We start from the raw sequence: 21,732 nt of genomic DNA, 5'->3' as shown, positions 1-21,732 counted from the left end.
TAATTGAAGCCGCGGGCAGATCTGTCCGCTGGCTTATTGCTTTCGCGATTTAGCTCAGTATAATCCCCAACACTCTCCGATGGCGGCGTGGTGAAATTGGTAGACACGACGGATTCAAAATCCGTTGGGGTAAAACCCGTGGCGGTTCGAGTCCGCCCGCCGCTACCATCTTCTTTCCTTCGGCGTCGTTAACAGTCTTCCATGAATGTCTCCGATTTTCATTTTGACCTGCCGGACGAATTGATCGCCCGCTATCCGCTCAAAGATCGAAGCGCATCAAGGTTGCTTTGTCTGGATGGTCTTTCCGGCAAGCTTGATCATCGCGTTTTCAGTGAACTTCCTGATCTGCTTCAGCCCGGTGACCTGCTGGTGTTTAACAACACTCGGGTGATTCCTGCGCGCCTTTTCGGCAAAAAGGAAACGGGTGGACAGGTCGAGGTGCTTGTCGAGCGGGTGACCGGCGAACATGAAATTATCGCCCATGTGCGTGCCTCCAAGGCTTTGAAGGAAGGGCAAAAGGTTCTCCTTGAAGATGGCACCTGTCTGCGTATGTCAGGCCGCGATGAAGCACTGTTTCACCTGGTGTGTGAAAGCGAGGAACCGGTATTGGACGTGTTGGAGCGCATTGGGCATATGCCACTGCCGCCCTACGTTGACCGGCCGGACGAAGCCACCGACCGGGAACGCTATCAGACCGTTTACGCCCGGGAGGCTGGCGCCGTCGCAGCGCCGACGGCAGGGCTTCACTTCGATGAGAGCCTGCTTGAGAAGTTGGCCGCCTGCGGGATCGAAAGTACTTTCGTGACGCTGCACGTCGGGGCCGGCACCTTCCAGCCGGTTCGTGTGGACAGAATCGAAGATCACACCATGCACAGCGAGGTGGTCAATGTTCCCCAGGATGCCGTCGACGCCGTAGAGCGAACCCGCGCGAGGGGAGGGCGTGTGGTGGCTGTGGGCACCACGTCGGTTCGCTCACTTGAGTCTGCAAGTCGTGGCGGACGCTTGAGGGCGTTCACTGGTGAGACTGATATCTTTATTTATCCGGGCTATCGGTTCCAGACCGTTGATGCCCTGATAACCAATTTCCATTTGCCGGAATCCACCCTGATCATGCTGGTCAGCGCCTTCGCCGGCTATGACAATGTGATGGCGGCCTACCGGGAAGCGGTGAAGGAACGCTACCGCTTTTTCAGTTACGGCGATGCCATGTTCATTGCCGGACAGGAACCCAGCCGTGGCATGTTGCTGGGGGCGGCCGTGGAATCCAATGAATCCGGTACTGATAATGCCGGGGAGGCCTTGTGACGCAAACCTGTTTTATGTCGTTCGAAAAACTGGGCGAGGATGGGCGTGCCCGTCGTGGCCGGCTGACGTTCCCCCGGGGCACGGTTGAAACGCCCGCCTTCATGCCGGTTGGAACATACGGCACTGTGAAGGGCATGTTGCCCCGCGATATTCATGAGATCGGCGCAGAAATTATCCTCGGTAATACCTTTCACCTGATGCTCCGGCCAGGCACCGAAGTGGTCAAGGCCCATGGTGATCTTCATGATTTCACCCAATGGCAGGGGCCGATCCTGACCGACTCCGGCGGCTTTCAGGTATTCAGCCTGGGCGAGATGCGAAAGATTACCGAGGAAGGGGTTACCTTCCGTTCACCGGTCGATGGCTCTCCGGTGGAGCTGTCTCCGGAAATTGCCACACAGGTCCAGCGGGACCTTGGTTCTGACATCGTCATGATTTTTGACGAATGCACGCCTTACCCAGCCACCGAACGCCAGGCAAAAGACTCCATGGAGCTGTCACTGCGCTGGGCACAACGCAGCAAGGATGCCCATGAGGGGAATCCTGCTGCATTGTTCGGCATTGTTCAGGGTGGTATGTACGAGAGCCTGCGGGACCGCTCCCTGGAGGGTCTTACAGACATTGGCTTCGATGGCTATGCCATCGGTGGCCTTTCGGTTGGCGAGCCAAAGGAAGACATGATCCGGATTCTGGATCACTTGCCACCGAAAATGCCGGAGGACAAACCACGGTACCTGATGGGCGTAGGCCGGCCGGAGGATATCGTGGAGGCCGTTCGGCGTGGCGTCGACATGTTCGACTGCGTGATGCCGACCCGCAATGCCCGAAACGGCTACCTGTTCACTTCCACCGGGATTGTAAAAATCCGCAACGCGCGGCATCGTCACGACACTGCCCCTCTGGATGAACGCTGTGACTGTTACACCTGCAAGAATTTTTCGAGAAGTTATCTGCATCATCTCGATAAATGTGGAGAAATGCTGGGTTCGCAGCTGAATACAATACATAACCTTCGGTTTTACCAGAACCTGATGGCTGGATTGCGTGGGGCCATTGAAGCAGGTACATTGTCGGACTTTGTAACCGACTTCTATGCCCTGCGCGGAGAGACCGTTCCGCCTCTGGGCAATGTTTGATCTATTCGCTAAACCAACGGAGATATTCAATGAAATCTATTAAAATGCTCGTTGCCGGCCTTTTGGCTCTGATGCCTGCTTTTGCCATGGCACAGGACCCGGCTGCACAGGGTATGGGTGTTATGGGCCAGGTCATCTTTTTTGCTGGCTTCATTCTGATTTTCTATTTCCTGATCTGGCGCCCGCAGTCCAAGCGAGCGAAAGAGCATAAGGCGCTGATGTCTGGCCTGAACAAGGGCGACGAGGTTGTGACCTCCGGTGGTGTTGCCGGCAAGATTACCAAGGTAACTGACGATTTTATCGTTGTGGAAGTTGCCGATAATGTCGAGATCAAGGTCCAGAAAGTAGCCGTGGCCGCGGCTCTGCCCAAGGGCACGCTCAAGGACATCTGAGCGGGGCCATTTAGCCGGCCATCCCTGGTGGCCGGTCTGAATCTTCCTGGCTGAAACACCAAGGCCGGCCATCAGGCCGGCTACAAGGGATCCCATGCTGAACAAGTATCCGCTTTGGAAAAACCTGGTTATCCTGGTCGCGCTCGTGATCGGGTTTATCTACGCTTTGCCCAACCTCTTCCCCGACGATTACGCCATCCAGATCACAGGCGCCCGCAGCAGCACAGAGGTGAATGCCGGTGTGCTCGAGAGGGCTGTCGATGTGCTGGAAAGCCAGGGTATCGAGGTGAAAAGCAGTACTCTTCAGGATCGGGATGCTCTGATCCGTCTCACCAACTCTGAAGACCAATTGCAGGCTCGCCCACTGGTGCAGGCTACGCTTGGCAACGAATACCTGGTTGCGCTGAACATGGCGGCTTCCACGCCGGGATGGCTGAAAAGCCTGGGTGCTGGCCCCATGAAGCTGGGCCTGGATCTTCGCGGCGGCGTTCACTTCCTCCTGGAAGTCGATATGGAGACCGCGGTAAGCCAGCGACTCGAAGCCATGTCCGGCCAGATCAAGCGAGAGCTGCGTGAAGAGCGGATCCGTTATCGTGGCGGGGATGTGGAAGACAGTCGTCAGATTGTTCTCAGCTTCCGCGACGAAGAATCCCGCACCGAAGCCTTCAATATGGTGCGTGACCAGTACAACGAATTCCTTCTGGATGAGCAGACCCAGGGTGATGAGTTCCTCCTGGTGTTGACCCTGTCTGAGGCGGAAGTAACGGCGATCCAGGACTACGCCCTGGAGCAGAACCTTACCACCATCCGTAATCGGGTGAATGAGCTGGGCGTAGCCGAGCCCCTGGTTCAACAGCAGGGCGCCGACCGCATTATCGTTGAGCTCCCCGGTGTGCAGGATACCGCGCAGGCCAAGCGTGTACTTGGCGCCACCGCAAACCTCGAGTTCCGCATGGAGGCCCGACAGGACGCGCCGAGCAGCGAAACCGAAGAGTTCGGTTTCCGCGATCAACCACAGCGCACCGCCCGCCTTGAGCAGGAAGTCATTGCCACCGGTAATAATGTGGCCAATGCCCAGCAGGCCTTTGATGAGAACGGTCAGCCCCAGGTTAACATCACCATGGATTCCGTTGGTGGTGATCTGATGAATCGCGCCACCCGCAATGCGATTGGCCGCCGGATGGCCGTGTTGTTCATCGAATACCGTACGGAAACCGAAACCAGAATGGTTGACGGTGAGCCTCAGGAAGTTGAAAACCGCGTAGTAGAGAAGGGCATTATCAGCCTGGCTACTGTGCAGTCCGCGTTGGGAAGCAGCTTCCGTATTACCGGTCTTGATTCCATCCCGGAGGCGGCAGAACTCGCGTTGCTGCTGAGGGCTGGTGCGCTGGCGGCGCCAATGTACTTTGTTCAGGAAAGGACAATCGGCCCCAGCCTTGGTCAGAAGAATATTGATGCCGGCATGATGTCGGTGGCGCTGGGCTTCGGTCTGGTGCTGCTGTACATGCTTGTCTATTACCGTGGGTTCGGTGTTGTCGCGAACATTGCGCTAACCCTGAACCTGATGCTTCTGGTGGCGTGCATGTCGATTCTGTCGGCAACGCTGACCTTGCCGGGTATCGCCGGTATCGTTCTGACCGTGGGTATGGCGGTAGATGCCAACGTGCTTATCTTTGAGCGTATAAAGGAAGAGCTCAAATCCGGTGTGCCTCCCCAGACGGCGATCAATTCCGGTTATTCCCGAGCCTTCGTTTCCATTTTCGATGCCAACATCACCACCTTGCTGGTTGCCGTCATTCTGTTTGCCATGGGTTCCGGCCCGGTGAAAGGCTTTGCGGTTACCCTGTGCATCGGGATCCTCACGTCGATGTTCTCTGGCCTGATGGTCAGCCGCAGCATCGTGAACCTTATTTACGGCGGCCGCAGGGTCGAGAAGCTGTCGATCGGAGGAAAGCTCGCCAATGTCTGAAGATCAAAAGCAACCGTTTGATTTCATGGGCTTGCGGAAAATTGCTTCCGTAATCTCTATCTCGCTGATCGTTGTGTCCATTGCCCTCCTGGCCGTTCGTGGTCTGAACCTGGGGATGGACTTTACCGGCGGCACGTCCGTTGAATTTGAATATGCAGAGGCGCCGCAGCTCGATGAAATCCGGTCCAGGCTCGATGCCGCCGGCTATGAGCAGTTCTCTGTCCAGAACTTTGGAGCCGACACCACAGTGCTGGTGCGTATGGCCGAGGCTGACAACGATCAACTGGCCCCCGAGGTAACCCGAACCCTGAAAGAGGGTGGCGTGGAGTTGGAGCTCGTCAGTTCCGAGTTTGTGGGCTCCCAGGTTGGCGAGGAGCTCAAGGAAGATAGCGGCCTTGGCCTGCTGATTGCCCTGGCGGTCGTGCTCATCTATGTGGGAATGCGCTTCCAGTTCAAGTTCGGTATTGCCTCGGTGGTGCCCCTGGCTCACGATGTAATTATCGTTCTGGGTGTCTTTGCCCTGTTCCAGTGGACCTTTGATCTCACGGTGCTGGCGGCCCTGCTTGCTGTAATCGGCTACTCGCTGAACGACACCATCGTTGTAGCTGACCGTATCCGGGAAAATTTCCGCAAGATGCGCGTTGGTGAGCCCTGGGACATTATCAACGAATCGATTCATCAGACCATCGCCCGGACAATCAATACCTCCGGCACAACTCTTGTGGTGCTGTTCGCCCTGTATTTTCTGGGTGGTGAGGCGATCAACAACTTTGCCCTGGCACTGATTATCGGTGTGGTTGTTGGTACCTATTCTTCCATCTACGTGTCTGCCAACCTCCTGATGGTTATGGGCGTGTCCCGTGACGATCTGATCGTGCCGCAGAAAGAAGGCGCCGAAAACGAGGGCGAGGAAGAGCAGCCGCCGGAATGGCTGAACAGGATGTAATTCGATCTGGTCCTGTCGTTTCGGGCATAAAAAAACCGCCACATGATGTTGGCGGTTTTTTTGTGTCCGGAAAAGCCTGGCGCTTTAGCGGGGCAGCCGGCCCCGGAACGGGTGCAGTACTTTCAGAACTTCCCGGAACAGTTTCGGATTTGCCACTACCAGCTGGCGGGCATTGCCGGTAGACGGGTTGCCGGAGAAATCGCCGGTCAGTGCGCCGGATTCCATGGCGAGTGTGACGCCCAGATCCAGATCGGTCGCCTCGGGGCGGAAAATGATCGCCGCATCCATCAGGCCCGCTGAAACTCGGGCAATATCCAGGACCACACAGCCTGACGTGCGGAACATGCCAGAATCCCGTGCCAGTACCGCGGCCATTTCGCCCCAGAGCATTGGATCTTCGCTCTTACGGGCCTGGTCCAGCAGGTTGGTTGCAATCGCGGCATTTTCTGGCAGTTTGATTTCCGAAGCACGTACCCGGCGGCTATTCAATGCGGCGCCGTGGCCACGGCTGGCGGAATATTCCTCGCCGGTAACGGGGTTCACCAGCAGCAGGTTTTCGGTACGGTTATTCTTCTTCTGGGACAATGCCAGAGCAAACTCCGGAATGCCCCTCAGGAAATTCTCACGCCCCAGGACCGGGAAAATATGCCAGCTTTTCTCGCTGGTTCCGGCATTCGCTTCGTTCAATGGCGCGATGCTGTGGTCCTTGTAGGCCTTTTCGAGTTGTTCGGCAAAGTTATCGTAAATAGACTGCTCAACCCGCTCCAGCTGCCGACGGCGTTCTGAGTCGTCCTTACCGGTGGGTTCCTGGCGCTCGAAATGGGCTTTCAGATAATCGGACCCCTGACGCGCGACGCGCAGGGCCATTTTAATAGCTGGTTGCATCTGAGTGTTCATTATCCGGGTGTGTGAAGGCCGGGTATCATAGCAAAAGATCACCCCGCTTGTATGTTTTTTGACTCAGCAATAGCACGGATAATCAGAGGTTACGGGTTGTCCGGAGGGGCAGTGAGGCGGTGCTTTCTGCTATCATTGCCGCCCTGATCAACAACCTTGGGCCTGCTAGCAATGCACAAAAGCGCACTTCCACAGGAAGGGACAGAAACATTTCAGGATCAGATCCGGATTGTTCTGGTAGAGACATCTCATTCCGGCAACATCGGCGCTGTTGCCCGAGCCATGAAAAATATGGGGTTGGGCAATCTGTGGCTGGTTAACCCGGCTTCTTTTCCGGATGAGGCGTCCTACGCTCGCGCGGCGGGAGCGTCTGATGTGCTTGATAACGCTCATGTGGTGTCTTCGCTGGACGAGGCGCTTTCCGACTGCGTGCTGGTGATGGGGACAAGTGCCCGGGGAAGAAAGGTGCCATGGCCGGTTTGTGCGCCACCTGAGGCCGCAGCGGCCGCGGCAGGCCACGCAGAAAATGGCCCGGTGGCCCTGGTATTCGGAAGAGAGAATCATGGTCTGAGCAACGACGAGCTGCAGCGTTGCCACTACCACATTCATATCCCGTCTAACCCGGATTACAGTTCCCTGAATCTGGCCATGGCTGTTCAGGTGATGTGCTATGAATTGCGAATGTATTATCTGCGCAGCCTTGAAGGCGGTGAGGGGAGCCCATACCTAAAGTCGATGACCAGACCCGGGGACGAAGGCTGGGACGTGCCGCCGGCCAAAGTTCACGATGTCGAGGGCTTTTTCGGGCACCTCGAGCAGGTGCTGATTGATGTGGATTTTCATCGACGGGAGAACCCCAGGCAACTGATGACGCGCTTGCGGCGTCTGTTCCAGCGGGCCAGACTGGATCAGATGGAAATCAACATTCTCAGGGGTATTCTCACTGCTGTTCAGAAGGCGGCAGGTACACAGAATAGCAGCAAATCAACCGAGGCCGGCACTGCGGCGACGGAACAGGATAATGGCCATGTTTGAGCGTTTGCGGGAAGACATTAACAGCGTGTTCCATCGGGATCCCGCCGCGAGGAACACCTTTGAGGTCCTGACCAACTATCCGGGCTTGCACGCACTGCTTTTTCATCGGTTTTCCCATTGGTTGTGGAGCCTCGGTCTGAAATGGCTTGCTCGGACCATCTCCACCATTGCCCGGTGGCTGACCGGCATCGAGATCCATCCGGGCGCGACCATCGGGCGCCGGTTTTTCATTGACCATGGCATGGGCGTGGTCATTGGCGAGACCACGGTTATAGGCGATGACGTTACCCTTTATCAAGGCGTTACCCTTGGCGGAACCAGCTGGAACAAAGGCAAGCGCCACCCCACGATTGGCAACAGCGTCGTGGTTGGTGCCGGCGCAAAGATTCTGGGGCCCTTTGAAGTGGGCGAGGGTGCCAAGATCGGGTCGAATTCCGTGGTTACGAAGGAAGTGCCCGCAGGAGCAACGGTGGTAGGTATTCCGGGCCGAGTCATCGTCAAGCGTAAAGGCGAGGATGATGCGCGCCGCAAGGAGATGGAAGAGCGCATGGGCTTCGACGCCTATGGTGTGACTGAGGAAATGCCAGACCCGGTTGCCCGGGCCATGCGCTCGCTGCTTGATCACATGCATGCGGTGGATGATCGCATCGAGAACATGTGCAAGGCATTGCGTAAGGTGAACAGTGAATACCAGAATGGCGAGCTGCCGCCGTTACAGGAAGAGGACTTTGATTGCGTCCGTGATGACGATGAGGTGCGCCGCTGAATACTTGACTGAAATGGTTGGTCAATTCATACTCTCAGCTGCGTTTTTGAGATTCAATCCCGTCACGGGGCTGACACTATGAAGTTGACCACCAAAGGCCGCTATGCCGTCACGGCAATGCTTGATCTGGCTCTGCATGGAGATCAGGGGCCGGTGAGTCTCGCTGATATTTCGGCCCGTCAGGAAATCTCACTGTCCTACCTGGAACAGCTTTTCTCCCGTCTCCGCCGCCAGAAACTGGTTGTCAGTATTCGCGGCCCCGGAGGAGGTTATAAACTCAGTCGTCCGGCGGCTGAGCTTTATATTGCCGAAGTTGTCGACGCCGTCAGCGAGTCGCTGGATACAACACGGTGTGGCAATAAAGGTGATTGCCAGAATGGCGAGAAATGCCTGACCCACCATCTCTGGTCTGATCTCAGCGATCAGATTCATCAGTTCCTGAGCGAGATAAGTCTCGGAGATCTGATGAGAAAACACGAAATTCGCCAGGTTGCGGACCGGCAGAACCGCCGTCAGTCTGACAACGGCTCAGAAACCATCAACACCGAACGCCTGTCTGATCAGGCGCCGGCCTGACACCAACAAGTTTCCGGATCCCATGAAAAAGCCCGTTTATATGGATTACGCGGCCACCACGCCCGTTGATCCTGCTGTCGCCGATGAAATGATGAAGTACCTCACGCTGGATGGCGTTTTCGGTAATCCTGCATCCCGGACGCACGCCTACGGTTGGCAAGCGGAAGCTGCTGTGGAAGCTGCACGCAAGCAGGTTGCCGGGCTGATTCACGCCGACCCCCGGGAAATCGTCTGGACGTCAGGCGCCACGGAATCGGATAACCTGGCGATCAAGGGCGCTGTGGCAGGCCGGCAGGGTGTTCATATCATTACCTCGAAGATTGAGCACAAGGCCGTCGTCGATACCTGCAAGTGGCTGGAGCACCAGGGGACCGATGTTACCTGGCTGGATCCCGCAGCCGACGGGACCATCAGTTGTGAGCAGGTGTTGGATGCGTTGCAGGAAAATACCGTGCTTGTCAGCCTGATGCTGGTGAACAACGAGCTGGGAACGATCAACGATATTGCCGCTATTGGTGCCGAATTGCGTCAGCGTGGCGTTCTTTTCCATGTGGACGCCGCCCAGGCCGGCGGCAAGATGGCCATTGATGTTGGTTCCATGCCGGTAGATCTGTTAGCGCTCTCCGGGCACAAGGTGTATGGGCCGAAAGGGGTGGGCGCTCTCTACGTGAGGCGGTCCCCGGACGTGCAAATTGAAGCCCAGATCCATGGCGGTGGCCATGAACGGGGAATGCGCTCAGGAACCTTGCCGACCCACCAGATCGTGGGAATGGGAAAAGCGTTTTCACTGGCTCAATCCGGGCTTGAGGAAGAAATCGTTAAACTGGAGGCGCTCCGGAAGTCTTTTCTGGCGGGGCTTCAGTCTCTCGACGGTGTCAGTCTTAACGGCAGTGAAAGCAATCGCGTGCCCGGTATAGTGAATCTGTCCTTTGACGGCGTTGATGCCGAGTCCCTGATGCTGGGCCTTCGGGATCTGGCGGTCTCCTCCGGTTCGGCCTGCGCTTCGGCCACAGTAGAACCTTCTTATGTTTTGCGTGGTATTGGGCTGAGTGATGAGCAGGCCCATCGGGCGCTGCGTTTTTCCTTCGGCCGTTTCACCACCGAAGAGGACGTGGCCTTTGCCAGTTCGCAAATAGTTGATGTTGTTAGCCGCCTCCGCGCAGTGCGGTAGGAAGTTTGCCCCGGACTGCGTATAATCGCAGGCCAGAATTTTTACCATCCACAAACTGGAGAAAGACCATGGCAACTGAGCGCACGCTCTCGATTATCAAGCCCGACGCGGTAGCAAAAAACGTGATCGGCGAAATCTACAGCCGCTTTGAGAAAGCGGGACTGAACATTGTTGCTGCCAAGATGATGCACCTCACCCAGGAGCAGGCGGAAGGCTTCTACGCAGAGCACAAAGAGCGTCCGTTCTTTAACGATCTGGTTGCTTTCATGACCTCCGGTCCGGTGGTTGTCCAGGTTCTGGAAGGCGAGGGCGCCATCCTCAAGAACCGTGATCTGATGGGCGCGACCAACCCGAAGGAAGCCGATGCTGGCACCATCCGTGCCGATTTCGCCTCTTCCATCGACGCGAACGCCGTTCACGGCTCTGATTCCGCAGCTTCAGCAGAGCGCGAAATCGCCTATTTCTTCAATGACAACGAGATCTGCCCGCGGGGCTGATCGCGTTGATCGGAGGCGACCGGATGGTCGCCTCCGAATTGGTTATCTGATCGAGGTTATGAAATGACAGCGGCCGCTGAAAAAACCAATCTTCTGGGGATGCCGAAAGCCAAGCTCGAAGCTTTCTTCGAATCCCTGGGAGAGAAGCGTTTTCGTGCCACACAGGTGTTGCAGTGGATACATCAGCGTGGCGCTGATGACTTCGATCAAATGACCAATATGAGCAAGGCGCTGCGGGAGAAGCTGAAGCAGGTTGCCGAGATCCGTGGTCCTGAGGTGGTTTACGACGAAACGTCCAAAGACGGCACCCGCAAATGGGTGATGCGCATGGACAACGGCAACAGTGTCGAGACCGTGCTGATACCAGACGGGGAGCGAGGCACGCTTTGCGTTTCCTCACAGATTGGTTGCAGTCTGGACTGCACCTTCTGCTCCACGGGCAAGCGTGGATTCAACCGTAATCTTACCGCGGCGGAAGTTATCGGCCAGGTATGGGTCGCGCGCAAGGCCTTTATGCCTTTCGAGCCGGGTCCGGATCGACCGATAACCAACGTGGTCATGATGGGCATGGGCGAGCCCCTCCTCAATTTCGACAACGTCGTCGATGCCATGAACCTCATGATGGAAGATCTGGCCTACGGGATCTCCAAGCGTCGAGTTACTCTCAGCACATCCGGTGTTGTGCCGGCTCTGGACCGCCTGTCGGAAGTTACCGATGTTTCACTGGCCATTTCCCTGCATGCGCCGAATGATGAACTTCGTAACAAACTGGTTCCGTTGAATAAAAAGTACCCGATAGCAGAACTGCTGGCTGCGACCAAGCGCTACTTCGCCCGGTTGCCGGACAAGCGCAAGGCAACGATCGAATACACCGTGATCGAGGGGATGAACGATCAGCCAGAGCATGCCCGCGAGCTGGCAGTGCTTCTGAGGGATCTGCCGTGCAAGATCAACCTGATTCCCTTTAATCCGTTCCCGGAAAGCGATTTCCGGCGGCCAAGCATGAATGCGACCCGTCGCTTCCAGACGGCTCTGAACGAGGCCGGTTACATCACGACCATCCGAACCACCCGGGGAGACGACATTGATGCCGCGTGTGGTCAGCTGGTAGGGCGCGTCGAAGACAGGACCCGTCGGAGCCAGAGGTATATTCAGGTTCAGCAGGTAAATCCCTGAACCAGGAACGTCTTGCAGCCCAATCGAGGAAGGGGACACCCGTGATAACGACACCAGCAAACCGACGCTTTTCCATGTTAGTGGCCGTGCTGCTGACTGTGCTGGTTACAGGTTGCGTTACCACCACCGACAGTCGGTTTTCACGGGAAGCGGATAAGCAGGAAGCACTGGATAACTATGTCAAACTGGCTACAGCCTATATAGGACAGGGCAACCTCGAGCGTGCGCGTCATCACCTCGACAGGGCGTTGAAGCTCGATTCAGATGACCCTGGAGCCAGGGCCGCGATGGGTCTTGTTTACAACGCCGAGAGTGAACCCGAGCTTGCGGAGCGCAATTTCAAACAGGCTATTTCCGAGGATCCGGGCTATACCAGGGCGCGAGTCTACTACGGTGCCTTCCTGTTCGGCCAGAACCGGATGGAAGATGCGCGCGACCAGTTCCGCGCTGCATCAAGGGATACTGGTTACCAGGACCGGGGGTCGGTGTTCTTTAACCTTGGCATGACTCAGGAGCGGCTCGGAGAACTGGAGGCTGCCGCCACATCTTATCGCCGGGCGGTTGAGCTGACGCGGGGTGATGCCCGCTCCCTGCTGGCGCTTTCACGGGTGTCTGTTGAGACCGGTGACTACGACGATGCGGCCCGTTACTATTCGCGCCTGATTTCAATGATGCAGAGAAATCAGCGTCTGGTTCATTCACCGGAGAGTCTTCTTACCGGCATTCGTATTGCCCGCTATTACAGTGATGAAGACCAGGAAGCGAGCCTTGCACTTCAGCTCAGAAATAAATTTCCGGAGTCAGTCGAATACCAACAATATAAGGTGCTGATTTCTAATGGCAACTGAAGAAAATCCACAGCCAGCGATGAAGGACCCCGTAGGGCAGCAGCTACAGAAAGCAAGGGAAAAAGCCGGTTTGAGCACCGGAGATGTCGCCGCAGCGCAGCATCTGCGCCCCTCGGTGATCCAGGCGATAGAGTCGGGAGATTACAGCCAGATTGACAGTGAACTCTTTCTGAAAGGGTATGTCAGGGCTTATGCAAGACAGGTTGGGTTGGATGCGGATGCGGTAATCGCCGATCTGGATCAGGAGCTGGAGCCAATCCGGCAACAGCGCGAACAGGAGCAGGAAGCCAATCCTCTGGTTGATATTGAGCGCCGCAGACGTCGGAAACGCCAGCTGGCCAAGGCCCTGTTCTTTCTGGTCGTCCTGGGTATTGCCGGTTATCTGGCGTTTACCTTCCTGCTTCCTAAACAGGATGCCGCACCCTCGGAGGCGGTAACGGAGTCTGAGGCGTTGCCTGAGGAGGAAGAGCAGGGGGCAACTGAGCAGTTGACAGCGTCGGCTGAGCCAGAGCGTTCCGAGCCTCAGGCTGTAGCAACCGTTGAAGAGCCTGAGCCTGCAGTAGTGGAATCTGAGCCTGAGGTTGCAGAGCCCCAGGAGCCGTCGCCAGAACAAGTTGAACTGGATGCTGGCGGGGCTCAGGCCACGGCAGACACTGCAGTCGTTGAAGACTCCGTTCAGGAGCCGGTCGACCCGGTGACCGAGCAGATTCCGGCGGTTGTTCAGACGCCGGATCCGGTTCTTGAAAATCCAAATGGCTTTTCTGAAGTGGCGGACACAGGCCGGCTTCAGATTCGCTTCAGCGACGATTGTTGGGTTCAGGTCAGTGATGCTGCGGGTAACCGGTTGGTGAATTCGCTTCAGCGGAACGGAGACCAGATCGATGTTGCCGGACCAGCGCCGCTCAGGGTTGTTATTGGTGCGGTCGATGCGGTCGAATCCATCCGTTTCCAGGGTGAGCCCGTGGATATCGGCGGCTACCGGGTTGTCAATAACCGGTCAGAATTTACCCTGACAATCTGAAACTTGATCAAATTTTCTATATCGGTCAGCAAGACATGAAACAGGATTCCCCGATTACCAGACGCAAATCCCGCCAGATCATGGTGGGCAATGTTCCTGTGGGTGGCGACGCGCCGATCGCGGTGCAAAGCATGACCAACACCAACACCTGTGACGTGGAGGCCACGGTTGGCCAGATCACGGCATTGCAGGAAGCGGGTGCGGACATCGTGCGGGTTTCTGTGCCTTCCATGGACGCTGCAGAGGCGTTCGGAAAGATTCGGGAGCGGGTATCCCTGCCACTGGTCGCCGACATCCATTTCGATTACAAGATCGCGCTCAGGGTGGCGGAGCTGGGTGTAGACTGTCTACGTATCAATCCGGGCAATATCGGCCGGGATGATCGCGTCAGTGCTGTTATCAGCGCGGCGCGGGACGGCAACATTCCGATTCGGATCGGTGTAAACGCCGGTTCCCTGGAAAAGTCTCTTCAGCGTAAATACGGTGAACCCACGGCAGACGCGCTGGTGGAATCCGCCATGCGCCATATCGATATCCTCGACCGTCATGATTTCCAGGACTTCAAGGTCAGCCTGAAAGCCTCCGAGGTGTTCATGACCGTGGATGCCTACCGTAAGATCGCCCAGCAGATAGAACAGCCGCTCCATCTGGGTATTACCGAAGCCGGTGGCCTGCGCTCGGGCACCGTCAAGTCCTCCATTGGGCTGGGCATGCTTCTGATGGATGGCATCGGCGACACCATACGCGTATCACTGGCGGCGGATCCAGTGCAGGAAATCAAGGTGGGGTTCGATATTCTCAAGAGTCTTCGCCTGCGCAGCCGGGGCATCAATTTTATTGCCTGTCCGAGCTGTTCCCGCCAGAACTTCGATGTCATCCAGACCATGAATGACCTGGAAGCGCGGCTGGAGGATGTGAATGACTCCCTCGATGTGGCCATCATCGGATGCATCGTCAACGGCCCGGGTGAGGCCAAAGTTGCCGACCTCGGACTGACCGGTGGCAGCCCCAAGAATCTTTTCTATATGGCGGGCAAACCGAACCAGAAGCTGGACAATGCCACGTTGACCGATGATCTGGAGCGCCTGATTCGCGAGGAAGTGGCACGTCGCAAGGAACAGGAAGAATCGATCATTGCCCGTTCGGACAACTGATCGTTTCCATTCCCGGGCACAACCATCCAGACAGATTTAAGGGTTAACATTGGCAAAGATTCAGGCAATTCGCGGGATGAACGATATCCTGCCGGAGCAGACGCCCGTATGGCAGTTTGTAGAATCCACGGTACGCAGGGTGCTGTCCCAGTATGGCTACCAGGAAATCCGCATGCCGATCGTGGAACAGACCGACCTGTTCAAGCGGTCGATTGGTGAAGTCACCGACATTGTCGAAAAGGAAATGTACACCTTTGAAGACCGCAACGGTGACAGCCTGACTTTGCGTCCGGAGGGTACAGCCGGTTGTGTCCGGGCGGCCGAGGAACACGGCCTCCTGTTCAACCAGACCCGTCGACTCTGGTACACGGGCCCCATGTTCCGACATGAACGTCCGCAAAAGGGGCGGTATCGCCAATTCCACCAGATCGGCGTGGAATGTTTCGGGATGACTGGTCCTGATATCGATGCCGAATTGCTGATCCTGACCGCGAGACTCTGGAAAGAGCTCGGACTTGCCGAGCATACCCGTCTGGAAATCAATTCCATTGGAACGTCCGAATCTCGACGGGTTTACCGGACAGCCCTTGTAGAGTATCTGAGCCAGTTCAAGTCAGACCTCGATGCAGACAGTCAGCGGCGCCTGGAGTCTAATCCCTTGCGAATTCTGGACAGCAAGGATCCTTCCACCCGCAAGATCCTGGAAAACGCGCCCAGCCTCGACGACTATCTTGATGAAGAATCCCGAGAGCATTTCGAGCGTCTGAAATCGTTGCTGGATGCTGCGGGCGTGGCGTATTCAGTTAACCCGGCGTTGGTTCGGGGCCTGGATTATTACGGCAAGACCGTCTTCGAATGGATAACCGACAGTCTCGGTGCCCAGGGTACCGTGTGCGCCGGTGGCCGATACGATGGCCTGGTGGAACAGCTGGGTGGCAAACCGACAGTCGCCGTAGGCTTTGCAATGGGTCTGGAGCGTCTTATCCTGCTGCTGGAAACGCTTGGGCTGGTCCCGGATTACGTGAACAGCAACGCCGATGTGTATGTGACGGCTATGGGAGACGGGGCGTTGGCGCCAGCGCTCATATTGGCTGAAAAACTGCGTGCAGCCTTGCCGGAGCGAGTTATCGTTTCTCACTGTGGGGGCGGCAGTTTTAAAAGCCAGATGAAGAAGGCTGACCGTAGTGGCGCCAGGTACGCAGTGATTCTGGGTGAGAATGAGGTGGCCAATGGAACTGCGGGACTGAAACCCTTGCGTGCTGATGAGCCTCAGACCGAGATTGCCCAGGACGAGTTGGCCGCTGCGCTGGCCACGGCGATGGCAGACTGAATCCGACCAAATTTACTGATACAAAAGCAAAAATTCGACAACAGGAGTCCTCATGGCAGAGTTGCGCACCGAAGAAGAACAGATCCAGGCGATCAAGGACTGGTGGAAGAAGAACGGCAGTTCCCTGCTGATCGGCATTGGTGCGGCCCTGGCCATCGTGTTTGGCTGGCAGGCCTGGCAGAACCATCAGGCCCAGCAGCGCACCGAGGCAGCGAACCAGTTCGCCAACCTGCTGAATGCCTTCAGTGACCAGGCCGATGAAACCAGCGGCGAGACCGTCGCTTTCGTGGCGCAGACCCTGAGAGAAGATTACACGGACAGTGCCTATGCGGTTTACGGCAATCTGATCCTGGCACGCCAGCAATTGATGCAGGAAGGCAATGCCGAAGCTGCTGTTGATTCCCTGAAGTGGGCGCTGGACAAGACCGGCGAGCACGAAGCATTGGCGCTTGTGGTGCGCAATCGCCTGGCTCGCGCCCAGTTTTCCGCGGGCCAGTACGAAGAGGCGCTGGCCACCATCGATGGTGCCGGTAATGCCGACGCGTTTGCTGCCATGTACTCCGAGTTGCGCGGCGACATCCTGCTGGCGCAGGGCGACAAGGAGGGCGCTCGCGAAGCTTATCTTGCTGCCCGTGAACAGAGCCAGCAGGGCCGCAGTGGCATTCTGGAACTGAAACTGGCTGACCTCGGTGTCGGGGAGGATGCCTGATGCCACTCCTCCGCGACAGGATTTCGAAACGCGGACTGCTGATGGGGCTGGCGCTTCTGGCGGCACTTTCCGGCTGTAGCACGACGGATACCTTCGAACAACCTGTTCCGGTTCCTGAAATTGAGGCGACAGCCGAATTCAAGAGAGTCTGGAGCATGTCCGTGGGCGACGGTCATGATGGCGATTTTCTCTACCTGGCACCCCTGAACACCGGCGATCTGATCTACGCTGCTTCGGCGGACGGGGAGCTGTACGCCGTGGCGTCGGATTCCGGCAAGGTTGTCTGGGAATCAGAATTTGAGGAGCGCATCTTCTCTGGTCTCGGCGGTGATGGGGAGAATCTCTACCTGACCACCGAGAACGCTGATCTGGTGGCGCTCTCCCGTGAAGATGGCACCGAAATCTGGCGCCAGCCACTGCCGACGGAAGTGTTGTCCGCACCTCAGTCCAATGGCTCTCTGGTTGTCGCCCAGACCACTGATGGCAAGGTTCTCGGGTTCAGCGCCGCCGATGGCGAAAAGTTATGGCAGTACGACGGTACCGTTCCGGTCCTTTCGATGCGGGCCGCCGCAGCCCCGCTGGTTGGTGGTGACGTGGTCATAGCTTCTTTTGCCAGCGGTAAACTGATTGCCCTGGCCGCAGGCTCGGGTCAACCGATGTGGCAGTATGAAGTGGGCCAGCCCCAGGGGCGCACCGAGCTGGAAAGGCTGGTCGATGTGGCGGGGCAGCCCCTGGTCATTGAAACCGCCGTCATGGTGGTTGGTTACCAGGGTAAACTTGCCCTCGTTGATATTCGTACCGGGCAGGAAATCTGGAGCCGGAAAGCTTCCAGCCTCTATTCCCCGATGATTGGCGGCGGCGAGATCTATCTGGCCTCGGCCAATGGCGACATTGTTGCCCTGAGAGGCTCGGACCGTCGGGAAGTCTGGACCCAGGATCGTCTCGCCTGGCGCCAACTGACCCAGCCAATGGTTTACGAAGACTACCTGGTGGTAGGCGATTTCGAAGGCTACCTGCACGCCATTGACCGTGAGAACGGCAAGCTGGTCGGCCAGCTGGAGTTCGACGATGAGGGTATCCGCGTACCGGCACAGCGTCTTGCCAATGGTAACCTGCTGGTTTTTGGCAACAGCGGAAAGATGGCCGTATTCCAGGTTAAACCGCAGGATTGATCCCCAATTATGACCCCAGTTATTGCCCTTGTCGGACGCCCCAACGTTGGCAAATCGACATTGTTTAATCAGATGACCCGTTCCAGGGATGCCCTGGTTGCGGACTTCCCGGGGCTTACCCGTGACCGCAAATACGGTGAGGGCAGCTATGAGGGGCAGCGCTTCATCGTCATAGACACCGGTGGTCTTACCGGTGACGAGCAGGGCCTCGATCTTGAAATGGCGCGTCAGTCCATGCAGGCGGTGGAAGAGGCTGACATTGTTCTGTTCCTGGTGGACGGTCGTGCCGGTCTGACCGCGGGCGATGAGCTTATTGCAGACAGTCTTCGCAGGTCTGGAAAGCAGGCTCATCTGGTTGTGAACAAGACCGATGGCCAGGATCCGGACATTGCGGCATCGGATTTCTACAGCCTGGGCTTTGAATCCACGTTCCTGATTGCCGCGTCCCACAACCGGGGTATCCGTTCGATGCTCGAAATCCTGCTGCCCTCCGAGGAGGAGCGGGAGGAAGAGGATCGGGCTGATCGTTACCCCGGCATCCGCATTGGCGTGGTCGGCAGGCCGAATGTGGGCAAGTCCACCCTGGTCAATCGGATGCTCGGTGAAGAACGTGTCGTGGTTTACGACATGCCGGGCACTACCCGGGATAGCGTTTACATTCCGTACGAGCGCCAGGGCAGTCAGTACACTCTGATTGATACCGCAGGTGTCCGCCGCCGCAAGAATGTCAGTGAAGTGGTGGAGAAGTTCTCCATTATCAAGACACTGCAGGCAATTGACGATGCCCATGTGGTTATCCTGGTCATTGACGCCCGGGAAGGCCTGGTGGATCAGGACCTCCACTTGATCGGGTTTGTTCTTGATGCCGGTCGCTCGTTGGTGATCGCCATCAACAAATGGGACGGCATGGACCCGGAAGACCGTGCCCGTGTAAAGGAGCAGGTGCAGCGTCGCCTCGACTTCCTGGATTACGCTGATAAGCACTATATTTCGGCGCTCCACGGGTCTGGCGTGGGTGTGATGTACGAGTCGGTGGAAGCCTGCTACGAGTCTGCTATGGCGAAATGGCCGACCAACCGCCTGACGGCCATTCTCCAGGATGCCATTGCCCAGCATCAGCCACCCATGGTGCACGGACGCCGAATTAAACTCCGTTACGCCCACCAGGGCGGGTCCAACCCGCCGGTCATTGTGGTTCACGGTAACCAGGTGGATTCACTGCCAGGGGCGTACAAGCGGTACCTTGAGAATACCTTCCGGAAGGTTCTGAAAGTGACCGGTTCACCAATTCGCTTTGAATTCAAATCGGGTGAAAACCCGTTTGCCGGTAAAGTGGATCGCCTGACCCCACGTCAGAAGGTGAAGAAGGACAACGACGAGAAGAAAGGCCGTCGTCCAAAGAAACAGCGCCAGAAGAGTCTCAAACGCTGATTTGGTGATCGGGCTCAGGGTTTATCCCTTGCCCGCTTCAGCGTTTTCAACCTGCTTTGCCTGAACCGCAGTCAAGGCGACGGTAAACACAATATCCTCCACCAGTGCGCCCCGGGACAGATCGTTGACCGGCTTTCGCAAACCCTGCAGCATTGGCCCGATACTGACCACATTGGCACTGCGCTGAACCGCCTTGTAGGTAGTGTTGCCGGTATTCAGATCCGGGAACACGAACACCGTGGCCTTGCCGGCTACCTTGCTGTCTGGCGCCTTGCTCCTTGCCACGCTCTCGATGGCCGCAGCGTCGTACTGAAGCGGCCCGTCTATCAAAAGATCCGGTCTGCGCTCACGAGCTATCCTCGTGGCTTCTCTCACCTTGTCCACGTCCTGGCCACTGCCGGATTCCCCGGTGCTGTAGCTGATCATTGCGACCAGGGGCTCGATGCCGAAGGCTTCCGCCGATTCAGCGCTCTGGATAGCGATGTCTGCCAGTTCCTCGGCATTCGGATCCGGGTTGATGGCGCAGTCCCCGTAGACCACGACCTGTTGCGGAAGCAGCATGAAAAACACCGAAGAAACCACTTTTGCGTGGTCATGGGTCTTGATGAGCTGAAGGGCGGGGCGGACTGTGTTCGCGGTTGTGTGGATGGCACCTGAAACCAGCCCATCGGCTTCGTCCAGAGCCACCATCATGGTACCGAGAACGACGTTGTCCTCGAGCATAGCTTCGGCCATGTCCGGAGTGAGGCCTTTATGCTTGCGCAACCCGACCATCGGGTCGACATAACGCTCCCGCACTTCAGCCGGATCAATGATTTCGATATCTTCGGGCAGTTCCAGATCCTGGGAAGCCGCCACGCGCCTGATCTCAGCGGCATTTCCGATCAGGGCACACCGGGCCAGCTTGCGTTGATGACAGATGATAGCGGCCTGCACGGTTCGTGGCTCGCTGCCTTCCGGCAGTACGATACGCTTGTTTGCTGCCCGTGCGCGTTCCGACAGCTGATACCGGAAAGCGGGCGGGGACAGCCTGTTCTGTCGGGCCACTTTGAGGTGCTGCTGCAACCAATCGGTGTCTATCCGGGTGGCGACCACCTCCATCGCTTTTTCAATCCGGTTGGGGTCATCAACGGGAATGGCGGAAGACAGATTCGCCAGCATGTGGGCCGTATCATAGGTATTGGCATCGGAGCCCAGCACCGGCAGCCCCGTTTCGAGTGCCCGGTGGCAGAGCTCGATCACACGCTGGTCAGGCATCAGACCGCCAGTGAGCATCAAACCAGCCAGTGGAACCCCGTTCAGGGCTGCAACAGCAGTGGTCACCACAATGTCTTCCCGATCACCCGGGGTGACCAGCAAAGTACCGGGCCTCAGGGTTTCGGTCATATTGCGAATGCTTCGGGCACACACGGATACCTTCTGGACCCGCCGGTTGTGCATCTGCCCCTCATTGAGAACCGGTAACCCCAGCTCTCTGGCAATGTCAGAGACGCGAGGTGCAAGCAGCTCCGGCTGCCAGGGAATCTCCGCAATCAGCCGAAAGCGGCCCTCACTGAACACCTTGCACTGTCCGCGGTAATCGATGGCAGACGGGGTATGGGGTTTGCTGTTGGATCGAGGTTCAAGGGCCGCGTGTTCGGGTTCTCCCACCTTGTTCAGGATGACACCGATGACGTCCGGATCGCTTGGGTTGGCAAACAGGCGTGATGAAAAATCCAGTTCCTCATCCATTTGCCGGGCGTCCAGGTTTTTGGGCGTGCTCACCAGGATGACCTCGGAACCCAGATTGCGGGCGACCTCCACGTTTAGCCGGGCAATATAGGCTTCGCTGCGGTCTGGGACCAATCCCTCAATGACGACGACGTCCACGTCGCGCGCAACTTTCTGGTATTCCCCGACCACTGTCTCGAGCAGGTAATCGGATTTGCCCCTGTTGAGCAGTTGCTGCGCTTCCTTGAGCGCAATCGGATCTGGTGGATTCAGATGGCTGCTGGCCCTTACGAAAGAGACCGAGGTGTCCTGACCTGCGTTGTGCATGGATTCGGCATGGTGAACGGTCTGACAGAAAGGTTTGTAAAAGCCAACGCTCACGCCGACCCGTTCCAGGGCGCGCAGCAGGCCGAGGCAGACCGACGTGAGCCCTGAATCCATGGATGTCGGTGCGAGAAAGAGACTCTTTGCCATGATGGTAATCCTGATGA

Annotated in this window: 20 protein-coding genes and 1 tRNA gene; 19 read left to right on the top strand and 2 right to left on the bottom strand. The window is 57.2% G+C overall.

Features of this window, described 5'->3' with window-relative positions:
* Nucleotides 1-81: 81 nt before the first annotated feature.
* The 6 genes from GJU83_RS15435 (at nucleotide 82) to secF (ending at nucleotide 5,748) form a co-directional block, all read left to right on the top strand.
* Nucleotides 82-168, top strand: a tRNA-Leu gene (locus tag GJU83_RS15435).
* A gap of 33 nt (nucleotides 169-201) precedes the next feature.
* Nucleotides 202-1,305, top strand: coding sequence for a tRNA preQ1(34) S-adenosylmethionine ribosyltransferase-isomerase QueA (queA, locus tag GJU83_RS15430; protein WP_136629522.1), 1,104 nt, complete (start codon nucleotides 202-204; stop codon nucleotides 1,303-1,305).
* Between the two features lie 14 nt (nucleotides 1,306-1,319).
* A complete protein-coding gene (gene tgt / locus GJU83_RS15425; protein ID WP_153634726.1) occupies nucleotides 1,320-2,441 on the top strand; it encodes a tRNA guanosine(34) transglycosylase Tgt in 1,122 nt (373 codons plus the stop codon).
* Nucleotides 2,442-2,470: 29 nt separating this feature from the next.
* On the top strand, nucleotides 2,471-2,833 hold the full coding sequence (gene yajC, locus GJU83_RS15420) for a preprotein translocase subunit YajC (protein ID WP_069184978.1): 363 nt from the start codon (nucleotides 2,471-2,473) through the stop codon (nucleotides 2,831-2,833).
* Nucleotides 2,834-2,927: 94 nt separating this feature from the next.
* Nucleotides 2,928-4,802, top strand: a complete 1,875-nt coding sequence (gene secD, locus GJU83_RS15415) for a protein translocase subunit SecD (protein ID WP_069184979.1) — start codon at nucleotides 2,928-2,930, stop codon at nucleotides 4,800-4,802.
* Nucleotides 4,795-5,748: a protein translocase subunit SecF gene (gene secF, locus GJU83_RS15410; protein WP_069184980.1), complete on the top strand. Its 954-nt coding sequence runs from the start codon at nucleotides 4,795-4,797 to the stop codon at nucleotides 5,746-5,748. Before secD ends, secF begins: the two co-directional genes overlap by 8 nt.
* A gap of 84 nt (nucleotides 5,749-5,832) precedes the next feature.
* On the opposite strand, the gene GJU83_RS15405 is transcribed toward secF, so the two are convergent.
* The gene (locus tag GJU83_RS15405; protein ID WP_069184981.1) at nucleotides 5,833-6,633 is read right to left on the bottom strand and encodes an inositol monophosphatase family protein; all 801 of its coding nucleotides are present in this window, start codon (nucleotides 6,631-6,633) and stop codon (nucleotides 5,833-5,835) included.
* Nucleotides 6,634-6,816: 183 nt separating this feature from the next.
* Between GJU83_RS15405 and trmJ the strand changes: the two genes are divergently transcribed.
* The 13 genes from trmJ to der all read left to right on the top strand — a co-directional run bounded on the left by trmJ (nucleotide 6,817) and on the right by der (nucleotide 19,531).
* Nucleotides 6,817-7,680: a tRNA (cytosine(32)/uridine(32)-2'-O)-methyltransferase TrmJ gene (trmJ, locus tag GJU83_RS15400; protein WP_069184982.1), complete on the top strand. Its 864-nt coding sequence runs from the start codon at nucleotides 6,817-6,819 to the stop codon at nucleotides 7,678-7,680.
* Complete coding sequence (cysE, locus tag GJU83_RS15395) at nucleotides 7,673-8,446, top strand: serine O-acetyltransferase (protein ID WP_064228158.1); 774 nt, start codon at nucleotides 7,673-7,675, stop codon at nucleotides 8,444-8,446. Before trmJ ends, cysE begins: the two co-directional genes overlap by 8 nt.
* A 78-nt stretch (nucleotides 8,447-8,524) precedes the next feature.
* Complete coding sequence (gene iscR, locus GJU83_RS15390; RefSeq protein ID WP_069184983.1) at nucleotides 8,525-9,022, top strand: Fe-S cluster assembly transcriptional regulator IscR; 498 nt, start codon at nucleotides 8,525-8,527, stop codon at nucleotides 9,020-9,022.
* 22 nt (nucleotides 9,023-9,044) lie between these two features.
* A complete protein-coding gene (locus GJU83_RS15385; RefSeq protein ID WP_069184984.1) occupies nucleotides 9,045-10,193 on the top strand; it encodes an IscS subfamily cysteine desulfurase in 1,149 nt (382 codons plus the stop codon).
* A gap of 68 nt (nucleotides 10,194-10,261) precedes the next feature.
* Nucleotides 10,262-10,690 (top strand): nucleoside-diphosphate kinase, encoded by a 429-nt coding sequence (gene ndk / locus GJU83_RS15380; protein ID WP_069184985.1) that lies wholly within the window; start codon nucleotides 10,262-10,264, stop codon nucleotides 10,688-10,690.
* Nucleotides 10,691-10,753: 63 nt separating this feature from the next.
* On the top strand, nucleotides 10,754-11,866 hold the full coding sequence (gene rlmN / locus GJU83_RS15375) for a dual-specificity RNA methyltransferase RlmN (protein WP_069184986.1): 1,113 nt from the start codon (nucleotides 10,754-10,756) through the stop codon (nucleotides 11,864-11,866).
* Nucleotides 11,867-11,940: 74 nt separating this feature from the next.
* Nucleotides 11,941-12,714: a type IV pilus biogenesis/stability protein PilW gene (gene pilW, locus GJU83_RS15370; protein WP_069184987.1), complete on the top strand. Its 774-nt coding sequence runs from the start codon at nucleotides 11,941-11,943 to the stop codon at nucleotides 12,712-12,714.
* On the top strand, nucleotides 12,704-13,735 hold the full coding sequence (locus GJU83_RS15365) for a RodZ domain-containing protein (RefSeq protein ID WP_069184988.1): 1,032 nt from the start codon (nucleotides 12,704-12,706) through the stop codon (nucleotides 13,733-13,735). The genes pilW and GJU83_RS15365 overlap by 11 nt, the downstream gene beginning before the upstream one ends.
* A 35-nt stretch (nucleotides 13,736-13,770) precedes the next feature.
* Nucleotides 13,771-14,889 (top strand): flavodoxin-dependent (E)-4-hydroxy-3-methylbut-2-enyl-diphosphate synthase, encoded by a 1,119-nt coding sequence (gene ispG, locus GJU83_RS15360; RefSeq protein ID WP_069184989.1) that lies wholly within the window; start codon nucleotides 13,771-13,773, stop codon nucleotides 14,887-14,889.
* A 49-nt stretch (nucleotides 14,890-14,938) separates the two neighbouring features.
* Nucleotides 14,939-16,219 (top strand): histidine--tRNA ligase, encoded by a 1,281-nt coding sequence (gene hisS, locus GJU83_RS15355; protein WP_153634639.1) that lies wholly within the window; start codon nucleotides 14,939-14,941, stop codon nucleotides 16,217-16,219.
* Nucleotides 16,220-16,271: 52 nt separating this feature from the next.
* Nucleotides 16,272-16,928, top strand: a complete 657-nt coding sequence (locus GJU83_RS15350) for a YfgM family protein (RefSeq protein WP_069184991.1) — start codon at nucleotides 16,272-16,274, stop codon at nucleotides 16,926-16,928.
* Complete coding sequence (bamB, locus tag GJU83_RS15345; RefSeq protein ID WP_069184992.1) at nucleotides 16,928-18,100, top strand: outer membrane protein assembly factor BamB; 1,173 nt, start codon at nucleotides 16,928-16,930, stop codon at nucleotides 18,098-18,100. Before GJU83_RS15350 ends, bamB begins: the two co-directional genes overlap by 1 nt.
* A gap of 9 nt (nucleotides 18,101-18,109) precedes the next feature.
* A complete protein-coding gene (gene der / locus GJU83_RS15340; protein WP_069184993.1) occupies nucleotides 18,110-19,531 on the top strand; it encodes a ribosome biogenesis GTPase Der in 1,422 nt (473 codons plus the stop codon).
* Nucleotides 19,532-19,552: 21 nt separating this feature from the next.
* Here the strand turns inward: der and pta are convergent, their stop codons facing one another.
* Complete coding sequence (gene pta / locus GJU83_RS15335; RefSeq protein WP_069184994.1) at nucleotides 19,553-21,715, bottom strand: phosphate acetyltransferase; 2,163 nt, start codon at nucleotides 21,713-21,715, stop codon at nucleotides 19,553-19,555.
* Nucleotides 21,716-21,732 lie beyond the last annotated feature (17 nt).

This window comes from Marinobacter salsuginis (assembly GCF_009617755.1).
Taxonomy (GTDB): domain Bacteria; phylum Pseudomonadota; class Gammaproteobacteria; order Pseudomonadales; family Oleiphilaceae; genus Marinobacter; species Marinobacter salsuginis.
Note: the sequence above shows the minus strand (reverse complement) of the source record. Positions and strands in the feature narration are given on the sequence as shown.

Coding starts and splice junctions, on each gene's coding strand:
- queA (WP_136629522.1), top strand. CDS start 202: ATGAATGTCTCCGATTTTCATTTTGACCTGCCGGACGAATTGATCGCC.
- tgt (WP_153634726.1), top strand. CDS start 1,320: ATGTCGTTCGAAAAACTGGGCGAGGATGGGCGTGCCCGTCGTGGCCGG.
- yajC (WP_069184978.1), top strand. CDS start 2,471: ATGAAATCTATTAAAATGCTCGTTGCCGGCCTTTTGGCTCTGATGCCT.
- secD (WP_069184979.1), top strand. CDS start 2,928: ATGCTGAACAAGTATCCGCTTTGGAAAAACCTGGTTATCCTGGTCGCG.
- secF (WP_069184980.1), top strand. CDS start 4,795: ATGTCTGAAGATCAAAAGCAACCGTTTGATTTCATGGGCTTGCGGAAA.
- GJU83_RS15405 (WP_069184981.1), bottom strand. CDS start 6,633: ATGCAACCAGCTATTAAAATGGCCCTGCGCGTCGCGCGTCAGGGGTCC.
- trmJ (WP_069184982.1), top strand. CDS start 6,817: ATGCACAAAAGCGCACTTCCACAGGAAGGGACAGAAACATTTCAGGAT.
- cysE (WP_064228158.1), top strand. CDS start 7,673: ATGTTTGAGCGTTTGCGGGAAGACATTAACAGCGTGTTCCATCGGGAT.
- iscR (WP_069184983.1), top strand. CDS start 8,525: ATGAAGTTGACCACCAAAGGCCGCTATGCCGTCACGGCAATGCTTGAT.
- GJU83_RS15385 (WP_069184984.1), top strand. CDS start 9,045: ATGAAAAAGCCCGTTTATATGGATTACGCGGCCACCACGCCCGTTGAT.
- ndk (WP_069184985.1), top strand. CDS start 10,262: ATGGCAACTGAGCGCACGCTCTCGATTATCAAGCCCGACGCGGTAGCA.
- rlmN (WP_069184986.1), top strand. CDS start 10,754: ATGACAGCGGCCGCTGAAAAAACCAATCTTCTGGGGATGCCGAAAGCC.
- pilW (WP_069184987.1), top strand. CDS start 11,941: ATGTTAGTGGCCGTGCTGCTGACTGTGCTGGTTACAGGTTGCGTTACC.
- GJU83_RS15365 (WP_069184988.1), top strand. CDS start 12,704: ATGGCAACTGAAGAAAATCCACAGCCAGCGATGAAGGACCCCGTAGGG.
- ispG (WP_069184989.1), top strand. CDS start 13,771: ATGAAACAGGATTCCCCGATTACCAGACGCAAATCCCGCCAGATCATG.
- GJU83_RS15350 (WP_069184991.1), top strand. CDS start 16,272: ATGGCAGAGTTGCGCACCGAAGAAGAACAGATCCAGGCGATCAAGGAC.
- bamB (WP_069184992.1), top strand. CDS start 16,928: ATGCCACTCCTCCGCGACAGGATTTCGAAACGCGGACTGCTGATGGGG.
- der (WP_069184993.1), top strand. CDS start 18,110: ATGACCCCAGTTATTGCCCTTGTCGGACGCCCCAACGTTGGCAAATCG.
- pta (WP_069184994.1), bottom strand. CDS start 21,715: ATGGCAAAGAGTCTCTTTCTCGCACCGACATCCATGGATTCAGGGCTC.